Source organism: Aeromonas sp. R6-2 (assembly GCF_040908155.1).
GTDB classification, from domain to species: Bacteria; Pseudomonadota; Gammaproteobacteria; order Enterobacterales; family Aeromonadaceae; genus Aeromonas; species Aeromonas schubertii.
The window spans coordinates 14,709-37,905 of the sequence record NZ_JBFODE010000065.1 but is presented as its reverse complement, the minus strand read 5'-3'; the positions used below and the strand labels follow the sequence as shown (position 1 = coordinate 37,905).

The 23,197-nt window shown below is 61.3% G+C and carries 23 protein-coding genes and 4 tRNA genes; 11 read left to right on the top strand and 16 right to left on the bottom strand.

All coding sequences use genetic code 11. The features are described from left to right. Positions 1 to 60 precede the first annotated feature (60 nt). From AB5Y48_RS17600 to AB5Y48_RS17585, 4 genes are all read right to left on the bottom strand, one after another. Positions 61 to 516 (bottom strand): cytochrome c5 family protein, encoded by a 456-nt coding sequence (locus AB5Y48_RS17600; protein ID WP_050666431.1) that lies wholly within the window; start codon positions 514 to 516, stop codon positions 61 to 63. Positions 517 to 664: 148 nt separating this feature from the next. Then, entirely contained in the window at positions 665 to 3,748 is a 3,084-nt protein-coding gene (locus tag AB5Y48_RS17595; RefSeq protein WP_050666432.1) for a multidrug efflux RND transporter permease subunit, read from the bottom strand. 15 nt (positions 3,749 to 3,763) lie between these two features. Further along, positions 3,764 to 4,897 (bottom strand): efflux RND transporter periplasmic adaptor subunit, encoded by a 1,134-nt coding sequence (locus AB5Y48_RS17590; protein ID WP_136614463.1) that lies wholly within the window; start codon positions 4,895 to 4,897, stop codon positions 3,764 to 3,766. A 24-nt stretch (positions 4,898 to 4,921) separates the two neighbouring features. Further along, positions 4,922 to 5,479, bottom strand: a complete 558-nt coding sequence (locus AB5Y48_RS17585; protein WP_136614462.1) for a TetR/AcrR family transcriptional regulator — start codon at positions 5,477 to 5,479, stop codon at positions 4,922 to 4,924. Positions 5,480 to 5,687: 208 nt separating this feature from the next. Between AB5Y48_RS17585 and AB5Y48_RS17580 the strand changes: the two genes are divergently transcribed. The 7 genes from AB5Y48_RS17580 (at position 5,688) to AB5Y48_RS17550 (ending at position 9,287) form a co-directional block, all read left to right on the top strand. After that, positions 5,688 to 5,764: transfer RNA gene (locus tag AB5Y48_RS17580), tRNA-Arg, on the top strand. A 48-nt stretch (positions 5,765 to 5,812) separates the two neighbouring features. Further along, positions 5,813 to 5,888: transfer RNA gene (locus tag AB5Y48_RS17575), tRNA-His, on the top strand. A gap of 19 nt (positions 5,889 to 5,907) precedes the next feature. Next, positions 5,908 to 5,993: transfer RNA gene (locus AB5Y48_RS17570), tRNA-Leu, on the top strand. Between the two features lie 47 nt (positions 5,994 to 6,040). After that, positions 6,041 to 6,117, top strand: a tRNA-Pro gene (locus AB5Y48_RS17565). 177 nt (positions 6,118 to 6,294) lie between these two features. Then, the gene (locus AB5Y48_RS17560; RefSeq protein WP_224160405.1) at positions 6,295 to 8,172 is read left to right on the top strand and encodes a methyl-accepting chemotaxis protein; all 1,878 of its coding nucleotides are present in this window, start codon (positions 6,295 to 6,297) and stop codon (positions 8,170 to 8,172) included. A gap of 102 nt (positions 8,173 to 8,274) precedes the next feature. Beyond that, positions 8,275 to 8,748, top strand: coding sequence for a ricin-type beta-trefoil lectin domain protein (locus AB5Y48_RS17555; protein WP_050666436.1), 474 nt, complete (start codon positions 8,275 to 8,277; stop codon positions 8,746 to 8,748). Further along, positions 8,745 to 9,287, top strand: a complete 543-nt coding sequence (locus tag AB5Y48_RS17550) for a lectin (RefSeq protein WP_235513012.1) — start codon at positions 8,745 to 8,747, stop codon at positions 9,285 to 9,287. The genes AB5Y48_RS17555 and AB5Y48_RS17550 overlap by 4 nt, the downstream gene beginning before the upstream one ends. Before the next feature lie 34 nt (positions 9,288 to 9,321). Here the strand turns inward: AB5Y48_RS17550 and AB5Y48_RS17545 are convergent, their stop codons facing one another. The 8 genes from AB5Y48_RS17545 to AB5Y48_RS17510 all read right to left on the bottom strand — a co-directional run bounded on the left by AB5Y48_RS17545 (position 9,322) and on the right by AB5Y48_RS17510 (position 17,198). Beyond that, a complete protein-coding gene (locus AB5Y48_RS17545; RefSeq protein ID WP_368165298.1) occupies positions 9,322 to 10,116 on the bottom strand; it encodes a Cof-type HAD-IIB family hydrolase in 795 nt (264 codons plus the stop codon). A 91-nt stretch (positions 10,117 to 10,207) separates the two neighbouring features. Then, a complete protein-coding gene (locus AB5Y48_RS17540) occupies positions 10,208 to 11,236 on the bottom strand; it encodes an alpha/beta fold hydrolase (RefSeq protein ID WP_368165296.1) in 1,029 nt (342 codons plus the stop codon). Beyond that, positions 11,233 to 11,895 (bottom strand): CatB-related O-acetyltransferase, encoded by a 663-nt coding sequence (locus AB5Y48_RS17535; protein ID WP_050666438.1) that lies wholly within the window; start codon positions 11,893 to 11,895, stop codon positions 11,233 to 11,235. Before AB5Y48_RS17535 ends, AB5Y48_RS17540 begins: the two co-directional genes overlap by 4 nt. Then, positions 11,895 to 12,626: a tRNA (guanosine(18)-2'-O)-methyltransferase TrmH gene (gene trmH, locus AB5Y48_RS17530; protein ID WP_060583552.1), complete on the bottom strand. Its 732-nt coding sequence runs from the start codon at positions 12,624 to 12,626 to the stop codon at positions 11,895 to 11,897. Before trmH ends, AB5Y48_RS17535 begins: the two co-directional genes overlap by 1 nt. Positions 12,627 to 12,673: 47 nt before the next feature. Continuing rightward, positions 12,674 to 14,791 (bottom strand): bifunctional GTP diphosphokinase/guanosine-3',5'-bis pyrophosphate 3'-pyrophosphohydrolase, encoded by a 2,118-nt coding sequence (gene spoT, locus AB5Y48_RS17525; protein ID WP_050666440.1) that lies wholly within the window; start codon positions 14,789 to 14,791, stop codon positions 12,674 to 12,676. A 123-nt stretch (positions 14,792 to 14,914) separates the two neighbouring features. Next, positions 14,915 to 15,190, bottom strand: a complete 276-nt coding sequence (rpoZ, locus tag AB5Y48_RS17520; RefSeq protein ID WP_050666441.1) for a DNA-directed RNA polymerase subunit omega — start codon at positions 15,188 to 15,190, stop codon at positions 14,915 to 14,917. 49 nt (positions 15,191 to 15,239) lie between these two features. Continuing rightward, the gene (gene gmk / locus AB5Y48_RS17515) at positions 15,240 to 15,866 is read right to left on the bottom strand and encodes a guanylate kinase (protein ID WP_368165294.1); all 627 of its coding nucleotides are present in this window, start codon (positions 15,864 to 15,866) and stop codon (positions 15,240 to 15,242) included. A gap of 249 nt (positions 15,867 to 16,115) precedes the next feature. After that, positions 16,116 to 17,198: a glycosyltransferase family 9 protein gene (locus AB5Y48_RS17510; RefSeq protein WP_368165292.1), complete on the bottom strand. Its 1,083-nt coding sequence runs from the start codon at positions 17,196 to 17,198 to the stop codon at positions 16,116 to 16,118. An 83-nt stretch (positions 17,199 to 17,281) separates the two neighbouring features. Here AB5Y48_RS17510 and AB5Y48_RS17505 point away from each other — a divergent pair, with 83 nt between their 5' ends. Then, a complete protein-coding gene (locus AB5Y48_RS17505; protein WP_050666444.1) occupies positions 17,282 to 17,989 on the top strand; it encodes a 3-deoxy-D-manno-octulosonic acid kinase in 708 nt (235 codons plus the stop codon). 101 nt (positions 17,990 to 18,090) lie between these two features. Beyond that, positions 18,091 to 18,933 carry a GGDEF domain-containing protein gene (locus tag AB5Y48_RS17500; RefSeq protein WP_368165398.1) on the top strand — a complete coding sequence of 281 codons (843 nt, stop codon included), beginning with the start codon at positions 18,091 to 18,093 and terminating at the stop codon, positions 18,931 to 18,933. On the opposite strand, the gene AB5Y48_RS17495 is transcribed toward AB5Y48_RS17500, so the two are convergent. After that, positions 18,914 to 19,768: a carboxylate/amino acid/amine transporter gene (locus AB5Y48_RS17495; RefSeq protein ID WP_136614457.1), complete on the bottom strand. Its 855-nt coding sequence runs from the start codon at positions 19,766 to 19,768 to the stop codon at positions 18,914 to 18,916. The two genes, AB5Y48_RS17500 and AB5Y48_RS17495, sit on opposite strands and share 20 nt — an antisense overlap. A 40-nt stretch (positions 19,769 to 19,808) precedes the next feature. Between AB5Y48_RS17495 and AB5Y48_RS17490 the strand changes: the two genes are divergently transcribed. Then, positions 19,809 to 20,330: a DUF6314 family protein gene (locus AB5Y48_RS17490; RefSeq protein ID WP_227002262.1), complete on the top strand. Its 522-nt coding sequence runs from the start codon at positions 19,809 to 19,811 to the stop codon at positions 20,328 to 20,330. 37 nt (positions 20,331 to 20,367) lie between these two features. Here the strand turns inward: AB5Y48_RS17490 and AB5Y48_RS17485 are convergent, their stop codons facing one another. Together AB5Y48_RS17485 and AB5Y48_RS17480 are read right to left on the bottom strand one after the other, a co-directional pair. Then, positions 20,368 to 20,535: a hypothetical protein gene (locus AB5Y48_RS17485; protein WP_168929940.1), complete on the bottom strand. Its 168-nt coding sequence runs from the start codon at positions 20,533 to 20,535 to the stop codon at positions 20,368 to 20,370. Further along, positions 20,520 to 21,416 (bottom strand): DMT family transporter, encoded by an 897-nt coding sequence (locus AB5Y48_RS17480; protein ID WP_050666448.1) that lies wholly within the window; start codon positions 21,414 to 21,416, stop codon positions 20,520 to 20,522. The genes AB5Y48_RS17485 and AB5Y48_RS17480 overlap by 16 nt, the downstream gene beginning before the upstream one ends. Before the next feature lie 90 nt (positions 21,417 to 21,506). Here AB5Y48_RS17480 and AB5Y48_RS17475 point away from each other — a divergent pair, with 90 nt between their 5' ends. After that, complete coding sequence (locus tag AB5Y48_RS17475) at positions 21,507 to 22,451, top strand: LysR family transcriptional regulator (protein ID WP_050666449.1); 945 nt, start codon at positions 21,507 to 21,509, stop codon at positions 22,449 to 22,451. Between the two features lie 41 nt (positions 22,452 to 22,492). On the opposite strand, the gene AB5Y48_RS17470 is transcribed toward AB5Y48_RS17475, so the two are convergent. Then, positions 22,493 to 22,927: a universal stress protein gene (locus tag AB5Y48_RS17470; protein ID WP_050666450.1), complete on the bottom strand. Its 435-nt coding sequence runs from the start codon at positions 22,925 to 22,927 to the stop codon at positions 22,493 to 22,495. Between the last annotated feature and the right edge of the window lie 270 nt (positions 22,928 to 23,197).

The window sequence follows — 23,197 nt, the reverse complement described above, 5'->3', positions numbered from 1 at the left end:
TATAAGCGTAGCCGGGCTCCCGGGAAGGGAAAGGGTCACCCGAGTGACCCTGTTCATGCTTTAGATCTTGTCCGTCATGTAGTGAATGGCGTTTTCGATCTCCTCATCGCTACAGGCAGCACAGGTGCCGCGCGCAGGCATGACACCGTGGCTGCCGGTGAAGCCTTCGATGGCGTGCTTGCGCAGGGTGTCGAAGCCCTGGGCGACGCGCGGCTCCCAGGCTGCCTTGTCACCACGCTTGGGGGCGCCGGCGGCTCCGGTGTCGTGGCAGGCGAAGCAGGCACCCTTGTAGACGGCTTCACCATCACGAGGGCCGGACGAGGCGGAGGTGGTCTGGGTGGCGGCCGGGGCTATGCCTTCCAGGTCCTGGGCAGAATAGACGCTGCCAACCGGTTTGGTGCGCTCGGCGATGGCCTCCGGTGACATATCCTGGGTGGCGGCAAGGGCCGCGGTAGAAAGGCTGGCGGCGGTGATGCCGACGACCAGCAGATGGCTCAGTTGTTTTAACACGCTCACATACTCCCAGCAGGCATTATTATCCCTAGAAACGGCGTGATTATAACCGAACAGTTACAGGCATTTAAACGCTTGTGTGTGAAGTGTTAAGCAATCTTGTCATTAAAAAAGGGGAGCGAATGCTCCCCTCTTGGTACCTGACCATTGGTCAGTGGCTTCCCGCCTTGGCCTTGGGCGGAATCGACTCGTCAAACTCCGGCAGGGGTTTGTGCTCCGAGGCCAGATAGGTGTAGATGACCGGCAGCACGAACAGGGTGAACAGGGTGCCGATGGCCAGCCCCGCGACGATGACGATACCGATGCTGAAGCGCTGGGCGGCGCCGGCGCCGGAGGCATAGAGCAGCGGGATGAGGCCGGCGATCATGGCGGCCGTGGTCATCAGGATGGGGCGCAGACGTACCTTGGCGGCGGCCATCACGGCCTCCATCCGGTTGCGGCCGTGCAGCAGCTGCTCCTCCTTGGCCACCTCGCAGATCAGGATGCCGTGCTTGGTAATCAGACCCACGAGCGTGATGAGGCCCACCTGGGAGTAGATGTTCATGGTTGCCGCCCCCCAGGCCAGGGCGATCAGGGCGCCACTGATGGCCAGCGGGACCGAGACCATGATGACCAGAGGATCGCGGGCCGATTCGAACTGGATTGCCAACACCAGGAAGATGATGGCCAGGGCCAGGGCGAAGGTGGCGTAAAGGGCACTACCTTCGGTGACGAACTGGCGGGCTTCACCCATATAGTCGTAACGGTAGCCCTTGGGCAACAGTTCGTCGGCCTTGCCATCGAGCCAACCGATAGCATCGCCCATGGTGGTCCCCGGCATCAGCACGGCACCAATGGTGGCCGAGTTGAGCTGGTTGAAGTGGGGCAGGGCGCGGGGCTCACCGACCACCTCGATGGAGATGAGGCTGCCAAGGGGAATGGACTGGCCATCGGCGGCCCGCACATAGTAGCCCTTGATCGACTCGGGGTTGAGGCGGTATTTACGCTCTACCTGCGGGATCACCTCATAGGAGCGGCCGTCCAGATCGATCCGGTTAACGTAGCCATCCGCCATCATGGTACCCAGCGTGATGCCAATGTCCTGCATGGTGATGCCGTAGGCGCCCGCCTTGTCCTTGTCGATCTTGATCTTCATGGTGGCGGAGTCGTAGTTCAGATCCAGGGTCGAGTAGACGAAGCGACCGCTCCCCTGCACCGCCGCCAGCATCTCGCTGGCCACCTGATAGAGGCTCTCGAAGTGATTCGGCGTGGTGATGACAAACTGCACCGGCAGGCCGCTCGAGGCGCCCGGCAGCTCGGGGAACTGGAAGGTGGTGATGGACATGCCGGGCACATCCTTGACCAGATGGGCGACCCGGTCCAATACCTCCTTCTGGCTGGCCTCACGTTGGCTCCAGGGCACCAGCGACGCGATGCCGAAGGCCTGGTTGGAGTCAAACACCCCGGAGAAGACTTGGGAGAAGGCCACTTCAGGTTGTTCGTCGAGCACCTTGTTGACCTGCTCCATGGTCCCCTGGATATAGTCCAGGTTGGCATTGGAGGGGGCTGTCCCCAGCACGGCCATGACCCCTTTGTCTTCACTGGGGGCCAGCTCGCTCGGAATGAACCTGAACAGCAGCGGCAGGCTGGCGAAGACGATGACGGCAAAGGTCAGGATCACGATGCGCTTGTGCATGATGGCGTGCAGCATGGCGTCATAGCGGGCCGTCATACGATCCAGCAGGTGATGCACCTTGCTCTCAAACTTGCCCGGGGCCTCGTTGGCCTTGAGCATCTTGGAGCACATCATGGGCGACAGGGTCAGGGCGATGATGCCAGAGACAAACACGGCGCCTGCCAGGGTCAGGGCGAACTCCTTGAACAGGGAGCCGGTGATCCCCCCCATCAGGGCGATAGGAGCATATACGGCTGCCAGGGTCAGTGTCATGGCGATGACCGGGACGGCGATCTCGCGGGTACCTATGATGGCGGCCCGGAAGGGATCCTCACCCTCTTTCACGTGACGATCCACGTTCTCCAGTACCACGATGGCATCATCCACCACCAGGCCGATGGCGAGCACCATGGCGAGCAGGGTCATCAGGTTGATGGAGAAGTCGAACATCTGCATCACCATCACCACGCCAATCAGGCTGAGGGGGATGGTGATGATGGGGATCAGCACGGCGCGGAAGGATCCGAGGAACAGGGTGATCACCACCAGTACGATGAGGGCCGCCTCGACGATGGTCTTGATAACCTCGTGGATCGACTCGTTGATCGCGACCGTGGAGTCGTAGAGAACGTTGGACTCCATGGTGCTTGGCATGTTGCGCTTGAGTTCCGGCAGCAGCTCCAGCACATCGTGGGCGATATTGATGGGGTTGGCGGTGGGAGCGGCGTTGATGGCCAGCACCACGGCCTCGCGACCGTTGGCGGTGGCCCGATAGACGTCGTGGCTCTTCTCCATGGTCACCTTGGCGATGTCAGCCAGGCGGATCACCTTGCTGTCACGGGTCGCGACCACCAGGCGCTTGAGCTCCTCGGTGTCGTTGACCTGGGTCTCGGCGTTGCCGTTGTAGAGGGTGAAGTAGCCGATGGCCTGACCGGTGGCAGACTGGTAGTTGTTGCTGTTGAGCACCCCCATCACGTCGGCTGCCGTCAGGTTGAAGGCGGCCATCTTGGCCGGGTCGAGCCAGACCCGCAGGGCATACTTGGTCCCCCCGTACATATCGACCTTGGAGACGCCACCGACGGTGAAGAGCTGGGGTTTGATGACCCGCTCCAGATAGTCGGTGATCTGGCTGGCGTTGAGTTCGGGACTGGTGAAGCCGATGTAGAGCACCGCCGTGGTCGAACCGGTCGACATGGTGACCGAGGGGTCCTCAGACTCCTTCGGCAGCTGGGAGCGTACCGAGTTGACCTTGGCCAGAATGTCGGATAGGGCCGCATTCGGGTTGGTGTTGAGCTTCATGTAGGCGGTAATGGTCGAGCTGCCCAGCTGGGTCGACGAGGTCATGAAGTCGATGTTGTCTGCCTGGGCGATGGCCTGTTCCAGAGGCTGGGTGATAAAGCCCTGGATCAGATCCGCACTGGCACCGTAGTAACTGGTGCTGACCGTGACGACCGTATTGGTCATCTCGGGGTATTCGCGCACCTGCATCTTGAAGATGGCCTGCAAGCCCAGCAAGGCGATCAGGAAACTGATCGAGATGGCCAGGATAGGGCGCTTGATGAATATGTCGGTAAAACGCATCTGTCTCTCCGCGTGTTACAGCATGGGGGGTTGTGCGGGGACTGCGAGTCCCTTCTCGTCCACAATCTTCACTTTGGCGCCATTGCTCAGACGAACCTGGCCGGACATGACCACCTCATCACCGGCCTGGATGCCAGAGACCACGTGGGCATCGTTACCCTTGCGCTCGCTCACCTTGACCACGACCTGTTCGGCCCGCTTGACCTTGACCGTATTGCCATCCTTGTCTTGCTCCTCACTCTCGCGCACCACATAGACGTTTTCCCCATAGAGGGTGAAAGAGATGGCGGTCTGGGGCAGCACTATCTGTTGCTCGATGGCGGGCAACAGGATGCTGGCGCGGGCAAACATGCCAGAGCGCAACTGACCGTCGTTATTGGGGATGTCAGCCTGCACCTGGATCAGGCCGCTCTGATAGTTGACGGCGGGTTCGATGGCACTGATATGGCCCTTGAACTGGCGGCTCGGATAGGCATCGACGTTGATCAGGATAGGCTGCTGCAGGTGGATGCGGGAGATATCGGTCTGCGGCACAGTGAAGCGAAGGCGCATCACGCTGGTGTCCTCGAGACGCACTATGTCAGTCCCCGGCTGCAGATACTGGCCGAGGAAGACGTTGCGCAGGCCGACGACACCGGCAAACGGAGCGCGCACTTCGCGGCGGGCGATGGTGGATTTGAGGCTCTCGATGTCCGCCAGCAGCGACTTGTAGGTGGCCTCGGTATCATCGAGCTGATCCTGGGAGATAGAGCCCTTGGTCAGCAGGTTGCGATAACGCTCGTACTTGGCCTTGGCGGCCGGCAGTCTGGCCAGGGAGGCGCTCAGGTTGGCCTTCTCGACGCTGGCATCCAGGCTCAGCAGCAGCTGGTCGGCCTTGACGGTCTGACCCGACTCGAAGCTGATGGTGTCGATGGTTCCCGACTGCTCGGTGGTGAGGGTCACCCCCTGGTTGGGCTCGATAAAACCGATCGCCTCTATGGTCGGTACCCAGGCCTCTGTGGCAACCTTGTGTACCGTCACCGGGAATTCGGGTTCAGGCCGGTTGGCCATAAAGTTGGCAACCATCTTCTGCTTGAACAGATTGAAACCGATCACGCTGCCAAACAGGGCCAGCGCGATGAGCAACATGATGCCCATCCACTTTTTCATGAGCTCTCACTCCTGGGGGTTAAGTTAAGGAACCAAAATGGCTCGCCAACTGGCGAGAATAATCGTATCTATCTGCTGTTCGTCCAGCGCAGAGACTTGCAGGCGAGCCAGGTGGGCAATGTGCACGACAGAGTCCAGGCTCAAGGCGCTGAGCAGACGCGGGGGCAGGTCAATAAACAGGCCGGTCACGCGCCCCTGCTCGAAGAAGTCGAGAATGGGCTGCCACAGGTCCCACACATCCAGCTCGATCTCGGGGTAGTTGGGGGAGGCCTCGTATTGCGCCTTGCAACGCAGGGCGTCGGGGTCCTCGCTTAACACCCTGAACGCATTCAGCCAGAGGCGTCGATACTGCTCGAAGGGGGGCTGTGTCGGGTCATGATCGGCCAGAATGATCGCCAGCGCCTGGATATGAACGTGGCGATGCAGTTGGCGTAGCAGGTCATCCTTGTCGCTGAAATAGCGATAGATGGTACCGGTCGCCACGGCGGCCTGTTTTGCCACCATGGACATGGAGAGTCCGTGGAACCCCTTCTCTGCCAGCAGCTCCTGGGTTGCCTGAAAGATGCGTTCGCGTTTGTCCATGATGTCAGCTTTGAATGAACGTTCATTCATTCTAGGGGGGGAGTCAGGCAAGTCAAGCCGCAACCGGGGGCGACAAGAGGAATTTTTGGTCCCTTTGTCTAATGCCTGCGCATTATGTCTTAAAAATGGGCAGTCAGATGAAGGGGATAAAAAAAAGCTGGACAGGATGGGGGGGCATCATTAATATTGCGCCCCGTTCGACAGCGTGGCGCCCGTAGCTCAGCTGGATAGAGCGCTGCCCTCCGGAGGCAGAGGTCACAGGTTCGAATCCTGTCGGGCGCGCCATTAAGCGTGCCGCATAGCGGGTGCAGGAGTTGTCGAATAACAGCTGTGGTGGCTGTAGCTCAGTTGGTAGAGTCCCGGATTGTGATTCCGGTTGTCGTGGGTTCGAGTCCCATCAGCCACCCCATTAATTTGCTGTGCACTGTGCGAAGGTGGCGGAATTGGTAGACGCGCTAGCTTCAGGTGTTAGTGTCCCCCGGACGTGAGGGTTCAAGTCCCTCTCTTCGCACCATATTCTACGATTGACCCGAAAGGGTCTTTTTGTTTATCTGTCTTCATCGGTGATTAGCGCAGTCTGGTAGCGCATCTGGTTTGGGACCAGAGGGTCAGAGGTTCGAATCCTCTATCACCGACCACCTTGCATCAAACCGGCCTCAAGGGCCGGTTTTTTCGTTTTACCTTCTTCCTTACCTCCTGAGCCGTGGCCAGGGTCCCATGGGGGACCTGAACGGACATGGTGAAAATCTGTATTACGCTCAAAGAGGTTTTTGGCAAGCCATCTACCCGTTGCGCAGCAGACAAGGAAGTTCTCTATGAAGATGTCCCACAAAATAGGGCTGGCTGCCGCCGGCATCCTCTTTCTGGCCATCAGCACCCTCTCCTGGGTCCAGGTCAGCCAGGTCAAATCGACCATGAGTCATCAGGTGGCCTCTGATATCGGTGAAACCAGTGATGCCCTGGCCCGTCAGATAGAGAACTGGCTGGGGAGCAAGCTGGCTCTGATCGACATGATGGCGCAGCAAATCGATGGCGAGTTTACTCCGGCACGGATCCAGTCCACCTTCGATACCCCCTTGTTGAAGCAGGAGTTTTTGCTGATTTTCGGCGGGCTCGACAGCGATGGAAAGCGCATCACCAACGACAAGAGCTGGGATCCTGCCAATTGGGACGCAAGGCAGCGCCCCTGGTACGGGGTGGCCAAGGCGGCCAATCAGGCCGTTCTCACCGAGCCTTACCCGGATGCGGCCAGCGGTGAGATCCTCATCTCGGCGGTCGCCAAGCTGAGCGAAAAGGGGCAGTTCAAGGGGGCATTTGGTGGTGACCTCAGTTTGAAGACGGTCTCGGATGCCCTCAATACGGCCAGTTTCAACGGGGCCGGCTATGCCTTCCTGCTGGCGGGCAATGGCAATATCGTCTCCCATCCCGATAACCAGTGGAACGGGAAGAATTACACCGAGCTGCTGGGCAGTCGGGTTCCCCTCGAGAAAAACTTCACCACCATAGAGCACGATGGTCGAGAGCTGATGCTCTCGTTTACGCCCCTGAGCAACCTGAAAGGGATGGATTGGTATATCGGTGTCGTCCTCGATGCCGAGAAGGTCAATGCCGCCGCATCGGCGGTGCAGGCACGGGCTATGGTGGGGATTGTCATCGGGGTGTTGATAAGCCTGGTGCTGCTCGGGATGCTGACCAAGGCGCTGCTGCATCCCCTCGATGCCCTGAGCGGATCGCTGCAAGAGATGAACCGGGGTGAGGGCGACCTGACCCGACGTCTGCCGGATCGGAGCCAGGATGAGTTTGGCCTGGTGGCTCGGGAGTTTAACGGCTTTGTCGGTTATCTGCAGGAGCTCATCAGCGATGTGATGTTCAGTGCCAGCCAGATAAAGGGCAGCTGTCAGCAGACATCGGATGAGGCTTACATGGCCGCCGATCGCCTGCAACAGCAGTTGCAGGAGCTGGATCAGCTGGCCACGGCCATGAACCAGATGGCCTCGACGGCCAACGAGGTGGCCCAGCATGCCCAGGCGGCGGCCCATGCGGCCCATGCGGCCAACGAAGAGACGGAGCAAGGGGTCTCTGTGGTCTCTCGTTCAACCTCCGCCATTCAGCGCCTGGCCGACGAGATGGAGCAGACCGGAGCCGCCGTCAACGACCTGGCCCGTTTCAGCCAAAATATCGAGTCTATTCTGTCGGTCATCACCAGCATCGCCGAACAGACCAACCTGCTGGCCCTCAATGCGGCCATAGAAGCCGCCCGGGCCGGGGAGTCGGGCCGTGGTTTTGCCGTGGTCGCCGATGAGGTGCGTTCGCTGGCATCACGTACCCAGCAGTCGACCCGGGAGATCCGCGAGATGATCGATCAGCTGCAGGTCGGGGTACGGCAGACGGAAGAGAAGATGCGGCAGAGCCGCGACATCGCCAGCCAGACTGCCCAGGACGCTCAGGAGGCCAACGAGGTGCTGGGCCGGATCCGCGATGCCATCAGCCAGATCAACGACATGAACCTGCAGATAGCCGCTGCCGCCGAGGAGCAGAGCTCGACCACCGAGGAGATAAACCGCAACACCACCAATATCCGCGACATAAGTCAGGAGGTGTCGCAGGGGGCCGAGCAGCAGGCACAGCACTGCCTCGAGATGCGTGGTCAGATCGATCAACAGCTGGCCTTGCTGGGACGTTTCAGGGTCTAGACGGTCACGTTTGTTTACATTTCCCCCCTTGGCCACGAGGGGGGACATGATATAACTCAGGCTTTCCGGCATCGGAGCCGGCGTCGTTCAGGCTTGATAATAATGACCCATACCACTCTTCGCTCCGGGATGAGCCTCGGCTCGACCCTCCTGCTGGCGGCTTGCTCCTGGCAGCCCCCGACTCAGGATCTGATCAACCCCTATCTGCACCAAGGCGATGTGGCCGCACCATCGGGGCCTAGCGTGCTCACCAGTAGCGGCTTCTGCCTCGAGCCACAGCCCCTGGGGGGGGTGGTGACCCGCCCCTGTCGTGATCAGCAGGGCGAGCAGTTGGTCTGGTGGCAGGGACGTCTGCGCAGCGGCGGCTACTGTCTCGGTCAGGGCGGAGGAGGGCTGCAGCTGGCAGGATGTGATGAGGCACTGCGCTGGGTTTGGCGCCTCGGTAGCCTGCAGGATTCCGATTCCAAACTGTGCCTCGATGTGGCCGGTAATCGCCATCGGGCGGGCACGCCCCTGCGTCTGGCCGACTGCTACGGCGGTGCCAATCAAAGCTTTTCGCTCGGGGAGGCTGGATGAAGCGCCCCTCTCCTCTGATCGCCGCCTGCCTCTCCCTCTCTCTGGGAGGGTGCCAGAGCCTGGATGGCAACGACCTCCTGCTGGGGGCCGTGGTGATTGGCGCCATAGGTGCGGCCGCCTACTACGACCACAAGCAGGAGAAGAAGGAGCGCCGCAATCGGGAAGAGAAGGGCGGTCAACTGTTGGCGAGCAGCGGCAAATGTCTCGACATTGCGGGTGGCATCCGTAATGGCAACCGCCTGCAACTCTGGGATTGCCACGGGGGTGACAATCAGCGCTTTCGCCTCGATGGTGACAGGGTGAGGATTGGCGACAAGTGCCTGGATGTCTCGGGTAACGACAGGGATCCGGGGGCCCGGGTCATTGCCTGGGATTGTCACGGTGGCAGCAACCAACAGTGGCGCTGGGAGCGTGGCCGCCTCGTCAGCCGCAACAGTGGCCTCTGCCTAGATGTCGAGCGGGGGCGTTCGGAAAGCGGCACGCCTGTGCTCCTGTGGACCTGCCACGGCGGTGACAACCAACGCTTTCGTTGGCAGTAAACAAAACGGGAACCCTGGGTTCCCGTTTGCGATCTCACAGGGCGAAACAGCGTTCCAGATAGTGGGCCACGCCATCCTCATCCGAGGTGAGGGTACGCTGGTGTTCGGGCAGGGCCTGCAGCAGGCGGTCATGGGCGTTACCCATGACCACGCCGTGGCCGACCATGCTCAGCATCTCGAAGTCATTCATGCCGTCGCCGAAGGCGATGGCCTGCTCCAGCGTCAGGCCGTTCTTGGCCAGCACTGCACGTACCGCACTTCCCTTGTTCACCTCACCGTGCATCACCTCCAGGCAATCCGGCAGGGAGAAGGTGATGTTGAGGCTATCCTGGTAGCGGGCCTTGAGCTGCTGCTCGATGGTGAGCAGCTTCTGGTGGTCGCCGATGTAAAAGACCTTGTTGATCTTGTCCATGGGGTGGGTGGCAAATTCAACCTTGCGGTAGGTAAAACCCGACTCGGAGTGGAACTGCAGCAGCCAGGGCATCTCCTCCTCGACCAGCCACTCCTCCCCGTAGTAGACATTGAGATGAATGGCAGGGTCCCGTGCCAGTGTGACCAGCTCGCGAGCCGTCTCGTCGGCGATGGTTTGGTTGAAAACCAGGCGGTTGCTGGGGTCGTGAACCACGGCACCGTTGGAGGTGATGAGGTCGATGTCGAGGCCCAGGGTATCGCGGATATGGCGTACGTCCACATAGTGGCGGCCGGTCGCCATCACAAACTTGACCCCTTGCTGCACCAGGCGATGCAAGGTGTCGCGGGTGCGGGCCGAGATCTGGTGGGCGCCGTTAAGCAGGGTTCCGTCGAGATCGGATACAACAACTTTATACATCATCACCTCGGGGTTACGAATGAAAGCGGGAGCAGTGTACAGCACCTGCTCCCGCCACCCCATTTATTTAGCAGCCCAAAAAATAGCCGACTCAGTAGCGTTCAAGGAATGCGAGAGCTGCCTGCAGCGCCGGTTGGCGCTGTGCATCCTGCTCGATGAAGAGCTCATGCCAGGCCCCCTCGATACGCATCGGCTTGCCTCCCTCGCAGGGCGCCGCGAGGCAGAAGGCATCCTGGGCGGAATTATCCACCACGCTGTCCTCGCCCGCCTGCAGCAGCAGAAGCGGCGTCTTGATCTGCGCCGCCTCGGCGATGATCTGCTCACCGGCCAGGATCCCTTCACGGATCCAGTGGGCGGTGGCGCCGCCCAGCTTCACTTCGGGGGTTCGCTCGTACTGCTCCCGAAACAGCTGATAGCGCCGGGGGCTATGGGTCAGCTCGTTGTCGGCGAAGCCATGATCGGCATAAGGTCCCTGGCCGGGGCCATAAGGGGGCTCGCCAAACCAGCCACCGACCGTGTCCATGGTGCTCGCCAGCCCCTTGGCCAGCCAGGCTGGCAGGCCGCCGAGGTTGATGCCCATCATGGGGGAGGAGAGCACGGCGGCCTGGATGTCGTCAGGCCAGCGTTCCAGATAGCGTGCCGAAATGGCGCCCCCCATGGAGTGAGCCAGGATAAACACCTTGGCCGGTTTGTCTTGCTCTACCACCCGGTCGTGAAAGGTCTTGAGATCATCCACATAGTCTTCGAAATGGGCCACATACCCCTTCTGCGGGTCCTGCAGCATCCGGCCCGAGCGCCCCTGACCTCGGTGGTCGATGAGATAGAGGCTGTAGCCCTGATTCCACAGGTCCAGGGCCAGCTCCTGATACTTGAGATAGGTTTCGACCCGGCCATTCACCACCATGATGGCCCGCTCACTGCCCGGGTGACGCAGCACGGCGTAGCGGATGGGCACCTGGTCCTTGCCGATAAACTCCCCCTCACGGGCATGTTGCTGCCAGAAGGCGGGTAAGAGGTCGCGGTGCAGTGCCTCGAGGTGCTCTTCGGTGCTCAGTGGTGTGGTCAAGGCGAATACTCCAGGGGTCAACAGGGCAAGGGTAAGCAGCCAGGCGGCCTTCATGATGCAATCTCCGTTTGCCAGATACGGTAAAGGGTCTCTATCTCCCCCGAGCAGAGCAGGGGCATGTGTTGTTTGAGCGTCTCGAGGGGCCAATCCCACCAGCTCATCTCCAGCAGCATGGCAATCTGCTCATCACCGAAGCGGCGGCGGATGGGCTGGGCCGGGTTGCCACCGACTATGGTGTAGGGGGCCACATCCCGGGTCACCACGGCGCGAGTGGCGATCACGGCGCCATCTCCTATGGTGATGCCCGGCATGATCATCGCCTCCGAGCCGATCCAGACGTCGTGGCCGATGCGGGTGTCTCCCTTGCGTTGAAAGCCACTTTTGACCCCGTCACCGAAGCGGGCCGCATCGAAGGGGAAGGTAGAAATCCAGTCCATGCGGTGGCCCTGATTGCCGGCGAGCAGGAAGCTGGCGCCCGAGCCGATGGAGCAGAACTTGCCGATGATGAGGCGGTCCACCTCACCCCATTGGCCGCTCTCCCAGGTGGTACGGGTCGAGCCATCGCCCAGCAGATAGCGGACACAGTGGTCCTCGAACGCTTTGCCGTGGTAGTAGCCGGAGTAGTAGCTGTACTCCCCCGCCTCGATATTGGGGTTGCTCAGGTGATCGCGAATCACCCGGGATTCGAGCCAGCTGCCGAACGGGTTCTCCATTACTCCTCCAGGGACTCTTCCTCGTCGTCCAGATGCGTCCAGCTGTCGCGGGTCATCTGTACCTTCTGCCACCAGGCCTCGTCGGCCAGGATCTCTCCCTCGGGGCCGAGTCGGGGGTAGGGAAGCTCTTTTTGTTTGCAGATCCTGGCGAAGATGGGGTGTCCCCCTTCAAACAGGATGGCGTTCTGCTCTTCGGGATCCAGCGGGCAGCCGCGGGTGTAGCAGCCGGCCAGCTCCCGTTGGCGCTGCGCCTCATAGAGGATGGCGGCGGCGGCGACCGAGACATTGAGGGACTGCACCATGCCGACCATGGGCACCACGACATGGTGGTCGGCCAGGGCCAGCGCCTCGTCGGTGATGCCGAACTTCTCCTGGCCGAGCAGGATGGCGGTGGGTTTGGTGTAGTCGATGGCGCGAAAGTCTACCGAGCTCTCGGATAGGTGAGTGGCCAGGATTTGCATGCCACTGGCCTTGAGCTCGGCCACGGCGGTGTGAATGTCTTGATGCAGTTTCACATCGACCCAGTTCTGGCTGCCCCGCGCCGTGCCCTTGCGTTTGGCGATGCGCTTGCGCGGCCACACCGCATGTACCCTGTGAATGCCGATGGCATCGGCGGTGCGCACTATGGCGGCCAGGTTGTGGGGCTTGTGGACCTCTTCCAGGCAGACGGTGAGATCTAGCTGACGCATGGCCAGCATATCGGTGATGCGCTTGAAGCGTTCGGGGGTCATGACTCTTCTCTTCTTAAAGCAGCGGGCGGCTTGCGCCGCCCGTCTGGTCAATTTTTCTGCCGGCTCACGCGCAGCACATCGGGCATGACCCGAATCTTGCGCATGATGTTGGCGAGATGGATGCGGCCCTTGGTGGTGATGAGCAGGCTGACCAGATAGACCCGGCCATCCTTCTCCTCGGTACTGATGCCGTGAATGTTGGCACCGGTGGCCGCGATGACGTTGGCCAGTTCGGCCAGGGCACCCTGATGGTTGACGATCTCGATGTTAACGCCGGTCTTGAACTCCTGTTCCTGCTCCTTGTCCACTTCCCACTGGACCGGCAGGTACTTGTCCGGCTCCCGACTGTAGCCCTTGATGTTGCGGCAGGTCTCCTGGTGGATCACCAGTCCCTTGCCGGGGCTGACGTGGGCGATGATGGCATCCCCCGGGATCGGCCGGCAGCAGTTGGCGAAGGTGACCAGCAGGCCGTCGGCCCCCTTGATCGGCATCTTCTTGTTGCTGCTCTTGGGCAGCTCCTCGGGGGGCAGGGTGTCACCCAGCATGCGGCGTGCCACCATGACACTCATGGCATTGCCGAGGCCGATGTCGGCCAGCAGCCCCTGCAGGGAGTCGTGCTTGGTATCGGTGAGTACCTGTTTGACCCTGTCTTCGGGGATGTCCTCGATGTTCTTGGCGCCGAGGGCATGGTTGAGCAGGCGACGGCCCAGCACGACCGACTCCTCGGTGCGCAGGTTCTTGAGGAACTGACGGATCTTGGAGCGTGCCTTGGTGGTCACCACGAAGTTGAGCCAGGCCGCGTTGGGGCGGGCGCCGGGGGCCGTGATGATCTCGACAGTCTGACCGGAATGGAGCTGGCTGCTGAGGGGGTAAGGGTGCCTGTCGACCCGGGCTCCCACGCAGGAGTGACCGATGTCGGTGTGCACCGTGTAGGCGAAGTCCACCGGTGTGGCACCGGCAGGGAGTTCCATGATGCGCCCCTCGGGGGTGAAGACATAGATCTCGTCCGGGAACAGATCGGTCTTGACCCCTTCGATGAATTCAAAGGAGCTACCGGCACTCTGCTGCAACTCGAGCAGGCTCTGCATCCAGCGCTGGGCGCGGATCTGGGCCGTGGTGCCCGAACTGTCACCGTCCTGCTTGTAGGCCCAGTGAGCGGCAACCCCCTTGTCGGCCATCTGGTCCATGAATTCGGTGCGGATCTGCACCTCGACCGGCACCCCGTGCGGCCCCACCAGGGAGGTGTGCAGGGACTGATAGCCGTTGGTCTTGGGGATGGCGATGTAGTCCTTGAAGCGCCCGGGACGCGGCTTGTAGAGGCTGTGCATCTGGCCCAGCACCCGATAGCAGGTGTCGATGTCCTTTACCTTGACCCGGAAGGCGTAGATGTCCATCACCTCGTGGAACTGCAGCTCCTTCTTCTCCATCTTGTTGTAGATGGAGAAGAGATTCTTCTCGCGGCCGCTCACCTGGGCCTCGATACCCGCCTCGCCGAGGCGACCCTCGATCTCGCTCTGGATCGACTCGATGATCTCGCGGCGGTTGCCGCGGGCGCGGCGCACCGATTCGCGCAGCACCCGGGAGCGCATCGGGTAGAGCGCCTCGAAGCCGAGCTCTTCCAGCTCGTTCTTCATGGTGTGGATGCCGAGGCGGTTGGCGATGGGGGCGAAGATCTCGAGGGTCTCGCGGGCGATGCGGCGGCGTTTGTCCGGTCGCAGGGAGCCCAGGGTGCGCATGTTGTGGGTGCGGTCGGCCAGCTTGATGAGGATGACCCGGATATCCTGGGTCATGGCCATCATCATCTTGCGAAAGTTTTCCGCCTGGGCCTCTTTGCGATCGCGAAACTTGAGCTTGTCGAGCTTGGAGACGCCGGAAACCAGCTCGGCAACGGCATCGCCAAACTGTTCGGCCAGATCCTCTTTGGTGACCGGGGTATCCTCGATGACGTCGTGCAGTACGGCGGCCATCAGGGTTTCGTGGTCGAGGCGCATGTCACCCAGGATGCGGGCAACCGCCACCGGGTGGGTGATATAGGGTTCACCGCTGGAGCGCATCTGTCCCTGATGGGCATCGCGGGCCATCACATAGGCTTGCCTCAGCTTCTCCACCTGCTCGGACGGCAGATAGGAATTGGCTACTTCTTTAAGACTTTCAAATAGATACAAGGCAGCCCCACAAGCAGTTAGCGGTTATCCATGGCAGGGTGGTTGGGCTTGAGTGTGCGAGGTTTTTGATCGCTTGTAAATGGGGCAAGGGCCCGTAGATGGGCCCTTGCGAGGAGGGATGGCTTAGCCGCGACCCTCGGCGATAGCAGCAACGGCGGCCAGTTCGGCGGCTTCCTGCTCCTGCTGCTCGTAGCGATCCTGGGCGTCCATGATCTGGTTGTTGACCAGACCCTGTTCGATCTCGCGCAGGGCGATCACGGTCGGCTTGTCGTTCTCTTCGTCTACCAGGGGCTCTTTGCCTTGAACCGCGATCTGGCGGGCGCGGCGCGCGGCGACCAGCACCAGGTCAAAACGGTTACCCACCTGTTTTACAGCATCTTCTACAGTAACGCGTGCCATGCAGGACTCCAGTGTTTAAAAATGACGCAAAATATTACTTGGTTTTAGCTTATTCCGCCAGTAGCTGTTGCAGCAACCCCTGCTGTGCCAACTGCTGGTTTGCCAAGGTCAGGCGCTGGCTCTCGAGAATGGCGCGCAGTTGAAACAGTGCCTGCTCGAAATCCTCGTTGATGATGACGTAGTCATACTCGTCATAGTGCACCATTTCGGCCGTGGCCTTGGCCATGCGGCCGGCAATCACCTCGGCGCTGTCCTGACCGCGGCCGATGAGGCGACGCTCCAGCTCGGTCCGGCTCGGCGGCAGAATAAAGATCGACTTGGTGGGCATCTGCTCGCGGATCTGGCGGGCGCCCTGCCAGTCGATATCGAGGAAGACATCGATGCCCTGGGCCAGATTGGCCTCGATGGCGGCGCGGGAGGTGCCGTAGTAGTTGCCGAAGACCTCGGCCCACTCCAGAAAATCACCCCGCTCGATGAGCCCCTTGAACTGTTCCACCGGCACAAAGTGATAGTGTTGCCCGTCGACCTCGCCCGGACGCGGTGCCCGGGTGGTGTGGGAGACCGACGGCATCATCTTGCCTGCCTCGTTATGCTGGGTCAGCAGGGCGTTGATCAGGCTGGACTTACCCGCCCCGCTCGGGGAGGAGATGATGTAGAGGGTGCCTTGCTGCGCCATGGCTCACCTTGCTCCTGAAACAGATACTCTGGTTGTAGCAAACCCGGCGGTCATCTGCCCGGAAGGGGGACTGCCACACGGATTGGCCGGGGGATATAAAGGGGGCGCAATTCTAGCAGAGTGGTGCGGATAAAAAAATGGCTGGAGTGACTCCAGCCTCAGAAACAAATTGGCTTGCTGCGGGATCGCTCTCCACGCGACGGGCATTCTCTCCAATCCCCTCCGGGGGGGCTATCAGGTTATTTCTGGCTATTCATTCGGTTTAGTCGAAGGATTTTCCTGAGTCTTTAGCCACGCGTCGAACCGTTCGATGACCCGTTCCGGGGTGATCTGTTTCATCGCGTCGGGATCCTTGAGGCGGGTGCGCCAGTCGAGTTGCTCGAGAGGGCGTCCCGTCTCCCGCTCGATGCACTCACGGTATACGCTCACCACCCACTCCCGGCTGTGATAGGGGCCGGTGCGCTCGGGGTTATGGTGGGCATAGAGTCCGAGCACCGGGGTGCCGGTGATGGTGGCCATGTGGGCCGGTCCCGTATCCGGGGAGAGCACCAGGCTGGCCTCGGCGATGAGGGCCAGCAACTGGGGCAGCCGGGTTTGACCGACCAGGTTGCCGGGCGGGATGCGGCAGTGCGTCGCGATCGCCTGGGCCAGGTCTCGCTCCAGCCGGGCTGGCCCCCCGCACAGGAAGACCTGAAAGCCCCGCTCGGCGGCGTGATCGGCCAGGGCGGCATACCCCTCGGCAGTCCAGTTCTTGAACGCCTTGCTGGCGGCGGCACAGATGAGCAGGGTCGGTTTGCTCCCCAGCGTCTCCCGCGCCCAGGCGTGGTCCTGGGGGGCGATGGGAAGATCCCAACTGGGTTGGGGGTCGGTAATGCCGAGCTCACGGGCGAAGGCGAGGAAGCCATCGAGCACATGGGGGGAGCTTGGCGAGGGCACCTTGTGGTTGGTGAAGAGCCACTGGCCGTCGTTGGCCCGCGCCCGGTCGAAGCCCAGTTTCACTTCGGCCCTGATGCCCAGGGTGGCGATGCTGGCGCGCAGGGCGGCCTGCAGATGGAGCAGGGCATCGAAGCGGCGTCCCTTCAGCTGCTGCCACAGTTTGCGATAACCCTGCCATCCCTCCTTCTTGTCGAAGGGGATCACCTCCACACCGGGTAGATTGGCGAACAGGCTGGCCTCCAGCTTGCCGACGATCCAGGTGATGCGGGTCTCTGGCCAGGCGTGACGAATGGCTCCAATAAGGGCCAGCGCATGGCAGCAGTCGCCGATGGCGGAGAGGCGCAGTATACACAGGGTGCGGGGGGGAGTCTGAAACAGCGGCATGGCGTGACGCATTTGGGGAAAAAGGGGTTTGCGGCATTATGCAAACTCTCCCCCGGATTGTAAAATTGCGCCGACTCATCAGCCGGAACCTAGTCATGCGCGTCGTCAATCATCACCGCCAGATCTGCTGGTATGCGGATCAGGTGTTTTCAGACCCTCACCCTCACCTCTTCGATCCCCGATGGTGGCAGGCCCAGAAGGCGGTGATCGGCTCGTCCCAGGGACGAGGCGTCACCTGGTTTGTGAAACTCGATGGCAAACACATGGTGCTGCGTCACTACTACCGTGGCGGCATGGTGGGTCGGCTGGTGCGCGATCGCTTCTGGTTCGAGGGCATCGACGGCAGTCGTGCCATGGCCGAGTTTGCCCTGCTCGAGCGCCTGTGTGAGCTGGGTCTGCCGGTTCCGAGACCCTATGCGGCCCGTATGAGCCGCAGTGGCCCCTTCTATCGAGCGGATATCATTCTGGAGCGGATTCGCGGTGCCAAAGATCTGGTCGAGCTGCTCAAGAAGGGGGCCATCCCAAGAGAGACCTGGTTGCAGATAGGGGCCGTCTTGCGTCGTTTTCACGATGCGGGCGTCTATCACGCCGATCTCAACAGCCATAACATCCTTATCGATCGGGATGGCAAGGTATGGGTGATCGACTTCGACAAGGGGGGGATCCGTTCGCCCGGCGCCTGGCAGCAGGGCAATCTGGAGCGGCTGCTGCGCTCTTTTAACAAAGAGGCCGGACTCCATACCAGTTTCCATTGGGTGCCGGGCAACTGGCAGAGTCTGATGGAGGGATATTCGAGGGGTTAAATGGTGCCCATTGCTCCCTTGTTGAGGGGGTGATAAATATGATGGGACATCGCCTGCTCCCCTTCGTGAGGTCGATTATGAGTCCGCTTCATCTTCCCCTGATGCACGTGGTAAAGCGTCTTGAATTACACCATGCCTGGCAGGCTCTCGGTCTGCTGCAGGCGGGTCTCTGGCTCTGGGATCCCCAGAGCGGGCTGCGCAGGGATCCCGCTTGTCTGGCCCTGCTGGGGCTGGAGGGAGAGTCACTGGATGATCTCAGCTGGGTAGACAGGGTTCATCCCGACGACAGTGCCGCGTTGATCGAGACCCTCAACGGTTGCTTCTCGGGCCGCCTCTCCTCGATGCATCTGGAGTACCGCATCCTGCACCACGATGGACACTATGTGCGTGTCGAGGAGCGAGCCCAGCGTATCGCAGAGCAGCAACTGCTGGGCGTGATACGCCTGTGCGAACCCTTCCATTCCCGTCTCGATCCCGAGATGGAGATCGATCCCCTGACTGGCCTCGACAGTCGGATCCGTTTCGAGCAGCGCCTGGCGACCCATCTTGGTGAGTCTCATGAGGAGGCGTTCTGTCTGCTGCGTTTTACCGTTGACCACAAGGCGAAGATTCTGCAGCTGTTTGGTGAGGCCGATTGCGATGCCATGCTGGCCAAGCTGGCCCGCCTGGTGCGCAACGAGTTGGGGGGAGAGGAGCCCTTCGCCCGCTGGGATGAGGACTCTTTCATCCTGCTGCTACCTGGGGTTGGGCGCGAGAGCGCCCTGACCATGGCCGAGGCGCTGCGATTGACGATCGCCGATGCCAGCCTGCTGCCGGGTCGCCCGGTGACGGTGAGTTGTGGCCTGGTGCAGTATCAGCCGGGTGAGCAGATGGATCATCTGCTGGCGCGCCTGGCCGGTTGCCATGGCCAGGCGCGGCGCGAATTTAACTCGGTTGTCGGCTAGCGGGACGACAGACCAGCAGTGAGAGGGCAATGACCAGGCCTCCCAGGGTGAGGCGCAGCAGGTCGGTGCCCTGATTCCAGAGCAGCAGGTTGACGATAAGACCGGCCGGGATCAGCGCATTGTTCATGATCGCCAGCACACCACTGCTGACCCGGGTGGCCCCCTTGTTCCACAGGAAGTAGCCAAGCCCGGAGGCACCGATCCCGAGCCAGAGCAGAATCCCCCACTGGACCCCGCTGGTGGGGTACTTGGGTTGGCCGAGCAGCAACCAGGCGGGCAGGGCGACCGCCAGGGCCCCCAGATAGAACCAGCCAAAGACCCTGTGTTGCGGCAGGGGCGTTGGCTCCCGCTCCATCACGACCTTGTAACCCACCTGCCCCAGCGCGAAGCAGAGGTTGGCCCCCTGCACCACCAGGAACCCCAGCAGATAATTGCCCGTCAGCCCGTTGAACCGGATGATGGCCGCCCCCGCCACCGCCAGCAGGGCGCCCCACAGGAAGCGGGGATTGAAACGCCGCTCCATCAGATCGTAGAGGGCGGTCACGTAGAGGGGGGTGAAGATAGTGAAGATCAGCACTTCGGGTACGGTGAGCAGCAGGAAGGAGTGATAGTAGAAGAGGTACATGAGTCCAAGCTGGGTCGCCCCGAGTATCATCAGCCGCAGGATCAGGCCGGGTCTCAGTCCGCGTATCTTCAGGAAGGGGAGAAACACCAGGCTGGCCAGTACGATGCGGGTCAGCACCGAGAAGTAGGCATCCACCTGGCCGGCCAGATAGACGCCGATCAGGCTAAATGAGAAGGCCCAGAGCAGGGTCACGCCAACGAGATAGTTCATGAGGATGAGAAGTGTTCAGTTGTAAAGGGTGGGCGGCATGATGACGGATGAGCGGGGAGAGATCCACTCCCTCTGGTGCTGTTTGGCGCAGATAGCCTCATTTTCCTTCGAGGCGCGCCAAGGAGAAGGCTCCCGAACCGACTGGTCCGGTAGTGGCGAGGGGATCGTGAGCCCCCGGCCCTGGCAGCAGGGGTTGAGGTTTGACGAGAGCGGAGACTACACCACCCCCCATGGAAAGGTGCTGACCATGAGCAACAGCTACGGCTGGCAACGGGGGGAGGCGGGTATCACCCTCTGCCACCTGCGCTTCGGCTCGCCGGTCCATCTGTTCGAGTTAAAGCCTGTCGCCGTCGGGGTATGGGAGAGTGACGAGCCCCACCTGTGTGGCGCCGATCGTTATCAGGCGCGCCTGGTGCGTCGTGAGGATGGTTTCGATCTGAGCTGGCAGATCCTGGGGCCACGCAAGAATGAACGGTTGGCCTATCGCTATCGGATGGCAGCGACAAAAAAGCCGGTGCAGGGCACCGGCGAAGGGACAATCGGAGGTTCAATCCCAAAATGAGGGGGCATGGCGGCCCCCGCAAGCACACATGGAGTGTTCAGGTGCCACTGCCCAGGGCGTAGCTGGCGATGGCCTGAAGCTTGGCGTCGAAGAACCAGGGCAGCAGGGTCATGGAGAGACCGAGCAGCGCCGCGCTTCTCAGACGGTATTGGTAGGCGGCGATCAGCACCAGTCCGCCACACAGGGTGATCAGGATGCCTGACATAGGGACTCCTGACGGGTCCGACGTTGTTGAGCCCACTGGTTCATGGCCACGGAGCCGAGGATCAGGGCCAGGGCTACCCCTGTGGTCTGTTGTACCTGTTCACCCAGGAAGAGGGCACCGAGCAGGACGCCAAACAGAGGCACCAGGTAGTTGCTGAAAGAGGCAAAGGTCGGGCCGGCTTTCTGGATCAGGGCCATGTAGAGGTAGTAGACCAGGCCGGTACAGAAGATCCCCAGGGTGACCACGGCCCCTACCGTCTTCTCGCTCGGCAGGGAGAGGCTCGCCAGATCGGTGACGAAGGGGGCGGCCAGCAGCAGTTGCACGGCAGAAGAGAGCAGTATGTTGCGTGCCACGACTACAGGGTGATCCTTGGCGAAGCGCTTGATCATCAACAGGCCGATGGCGAAGCAGCTGGCGCCGAACAGGATGGCCAGGGAGCCGAGCAGGCCGGCATTCATCCCCTGGGAGAGCTTGGGCCAGAACAGCACGACCACGCCCACGAAGCCGAGCAGCACAGAGATCAGCCCGCCCTTGGTGATTCTTTCACCGCTGATTAACATGGGCGCCATCAGAATGGTCACGAACGGGATACATCCCATCACCACGGCGGCGATGGCACTGTCCACATATTGTTGGCCCCAGGCCACCATGATGAAGGGGATGGTGGCATCGAGCAGGGCGATCAGCATGTAGGTGCGCCAGGGGGTGTGTTCGCTGCGCAACTTCAGGAACCAGCAGAGCAGGCCCAGGGTAAGGGTGCCGCACAGGGCACGTCCTGCCGCGACCAGGATGGGGGGCAGCTCGGTCACGGCCTGGTGCATGAAGATAAACTGGGATCCCCACAACAGGCCGATCGCCAGCAGAAGCAAATAACTGCGCATGATTGGTCTCCAATAAAAAACGGGGGCATTCTAAGTAATTTGGTAGTATGTAAATAATGAATTGTCGTCATTGATGTATGGCTAATATCGATGGAACCTGTACTGACCCGTCTCGACCTCAACCTGCTCACCGTCTTCGATATCCTGATGCAGGAGCGCAACGTCACCCGCGCCGCCGAGCGCCTGCACCTCTCCCAATCCACCGTCAGTCACTCTCTGGGGCGCCTCAGGCAGGCGCTGGGCGATCCGCTCTTCGTCATGACCCGGCGCGAGATGGTGCCCACAGAGCGGGCCCGTGCTCTCGCGGGGCCGGTGCGCAGTGCGCTGGCCATGCTGGAGCAGGGGTTGCGTCAGGCCGAGGGGTTCGATCCCGAGACGGCTCATCGGGTGTTTCGCATCGCGGCGCCCGGCTCGGTGGAGCACGGGCTCCTGCCTGCCGTGGTGGAGCGCCTGTGGCACCAGGCACCTCATTGTCGTCTGGAGATGTGCGAGCTGGCCGACAGTGACTATGAGCGTGAGCTGGAGAAGGGGGAGCTGGATCTGGTGATCGGATTTGCCGGGGCCAACCATCTCTCGCCCAGGTTGTGGCAGGAGGAGTGGTTTTGTGACCCTCTGGTCTGCCTATCGCCGCTCGGGAGCAACCTGCCAGAGCAGATCACCCCGGTCGAGTTGGTGACCCGGCCCCATATCCACACCTCCAGCTGGGGTCACAGCCAGGCCATGGTGGATCACTGGTTGGCGGATCAGGGGGTAGAGCGCGCTCTGGGGGTCAGGGTGCCAAGCTTTATGGCGGTGCCCCAGCTGATGGCGACCGGCCGTTATCTGGTGGTGGTGCCCGAGATGATAGGGCGACACTTCTGCCGTTACTACCCCTTGCGAATGCACCCGCTCGAGCCGGCCATCCCCATCACCTACCTGATGGCCGGCCACCGTCTCACGACCCATGACAGCGCCATCAACTGGTTCAAGACGCTGCTGCATACCCTGGTGCGCGAGCGCTTCTCACAGCTGCGTCCCACGGGGCCGGGTCGCTGAGTGAAGGGGAAGGGGGGCCATGCCCCCCTGGTTACCCGGGACTATTTCTGCAGCGGTACCACCAGCAGATCGCACGGTACCGTGTTCATCAGCTGGCGCGCACTCGAGGTAAGCAGGCTCCAGAAGCTCTGGCGATGGCCACACACCAGCAGGTCGACCTGATAGTCGCGCACCGCCTGGTTGACCCGCTCGCTGAGATCGCCGCAGATCACCAGCTTCTTCTCGATGGGGAAGTCGACGGGAGCGAGGAAGGACTCCAGCTTCTCCTTGGCCTCGGCAATCACCTGATCCTGCACGTTGTCGATGTCGATATCGATCATCTCGGTGTAGAGATCCTTGAGATCCACGTCCACATAGATGACCGACAGCTTGGCCCCGTTGGAGCGGGCCCGATCCACGGCCTTCTCGATCACCTTGCGATTGTCCTCGGAGAGGTCGATGGCGGCGAGTACGTGCTTGTAATAGGTTCCACTCATGGCTAACTCCCTGATTGCTGCAAAGCAGTCTCTTATGAAACTTGACCCTATTGTGCGCCTGTTAAGCCGTCATGACCATGGCCAATTCCGGTCCGGCACGGGGTGTGGAAATTTTGAGCAGCTTTTTGACCTTGGTCACAGTGGCCTCTTGTGGTCGGATCGGGGCGGGCATACCATGCCTCTGTGCTCCGCAATGGACACCAAACAATAAAAGCATCTGAATACCGCTTTAGGGAGCATTCGCTCCCTTTTGTTTTTCCTGCGGCAGGT

Coding starts and splice junctions, on each gene's coding strand:
- AB5Y48_RS17595 (WP_050666432.1), bottom strand. CDS start 3,748: ATGCGTTTTACCGACATATTCATCAAGCGCCCTATCCTGGCCATCTCG.
- AB5Y48_RS17590 (WP_136614463.1), bottom strand. CDS start 4,897: ATGAAAAAGTGGATGGGCATCATGTTGCTCATCGCGCTGGCCCTGTTT.
- AB5Y48_RS17585 (WP_136614462.1), bottom strand. CDS start 5,479: ATGGACAAACGCGAACGCATCTTTCAGGCAACCCAGGAGCTGCTGGCA.
- AB5Y48_RS17560 (WP_224160405.1), top strand. CDS start 6,295: ATGAAGATGTCCCACAAAATAGGGCTGGCTGCCGCCGGCATCCTCTTT.
- AB5Y48_RS17555 (WP_050666436.1), top strand. CDS start 8,275: ATGACCCATACCACTCTTCGCTCCGGGATGAGCCTCGGCTCGACCCTC.
- AB5Y48_RS17550 (WP_235513012.1), top strand. CDS start 8,745: ATGAAGCGCCCCTCTCCTCTGATCGCCGCCTGCCTCTCCCTCTCTCTG.
- AB5Y48_RS17545 (WP_368165298.1), bottom strand. CDS start 10,116: ATGTATAAAGTTGTTGTATCCGATCTCGACGGAACCCTGCTTAACGGC.
- AB5Y48_RS17540 (WP_368165296.1), bottom strand. CDS start 11,236: ATGAAGGCCGCCTGGCTGCTTACCCTTGCCCTGTTGACCCCTGGAGTA.
- AB5Y48_RS17535 (WP_050666438.1), bottom strand. CDS start 11,895: ATGGAGAACCCGTTCGGCAGCTGGCTCGAATCCCGGGTGATTCGCGAT.
- trmH (WP_060583552.1), bottom strand. CDS start 12,626: ATGACCCCCGAACGCTTCAAGCGCATCACCGATATGCTGGCCATGCGT.
- rpoZ (WP_050666441.1), bottom strand. CDS start 15,190: ATGGCACGCGTTACTGTAGAAGATGCTGTAAAACAGGTGGGTAACCGT.
- gmk (WP_368165294.1), bottom strand. CDS start 15,866: ATGGCGCAGCAAGGCACCCTCTACATCATCTCCTCCCCGAGCGGGGCG.
- AB5Y48_RS17510 (WP_368165292.1), bottom strand. CDS start 17,198: ATGCGTCACGCCATGCCGCTGTTTCAGACTCCCCCCCGCACCCTGTGT.
- AB5Y48_RS17505 (WP_050666444.1), top strand. CDS start 17,282: ATGCGCGTCGTCAATCATCACCGCCAGATCTGCTGGTATGCGGATCAG.
- AB5Y48_RS17500 (WP_368165398.1), top strand. CDS start 18,091: ATGCACGTGGTAAAGCGTCTTGAATTACACCATGCCTGGCAGGCTCTC.
- AB5Y48_RS17495 (WP_136614457.1), bottom strand. CDS start 19,768: ATGAACTATCTCGTTGGCGTGACCCTGCTCTGGGCCTTCTCATTTAGC.
- AB5Y48_RS17490 (WP_227002262.1), top strand. CDS start 19,809: ATGACGGATGAGCGGGGAGAGATCCACTCCCTCTGGTGCTGTTTGGCG.
- AB5Y48_RS17485 (WP_168929940.1), bottom strand. CDS start 20,535: ATGTCAGGCATCCTGATCACCCTGTGTGGCGGACTGGTGCTGATCGCC.
- AB5Y48_RS17480 (WP_050666448.1), bottom strand. CDS start 21,416: ATGCGCAGTTATTTGCTTCTGCTGGCGATCGGCCTGTTGTGGGGATCC.
- AB5Y48_RS17475 (WP_050666449.1), top strand. CDS start 21,507: ATGGAACCTGTACTGACCCGTCTCGACCTCAACCTGCTCACCGTCTTC.
- AB5Y48_RS17470 (WP_050666450.1), bottom strand. CDS start 22,927: ATGAGTGGAACCTATTACAAGCACGTACTCGCCGCCATCGACCTCTCC.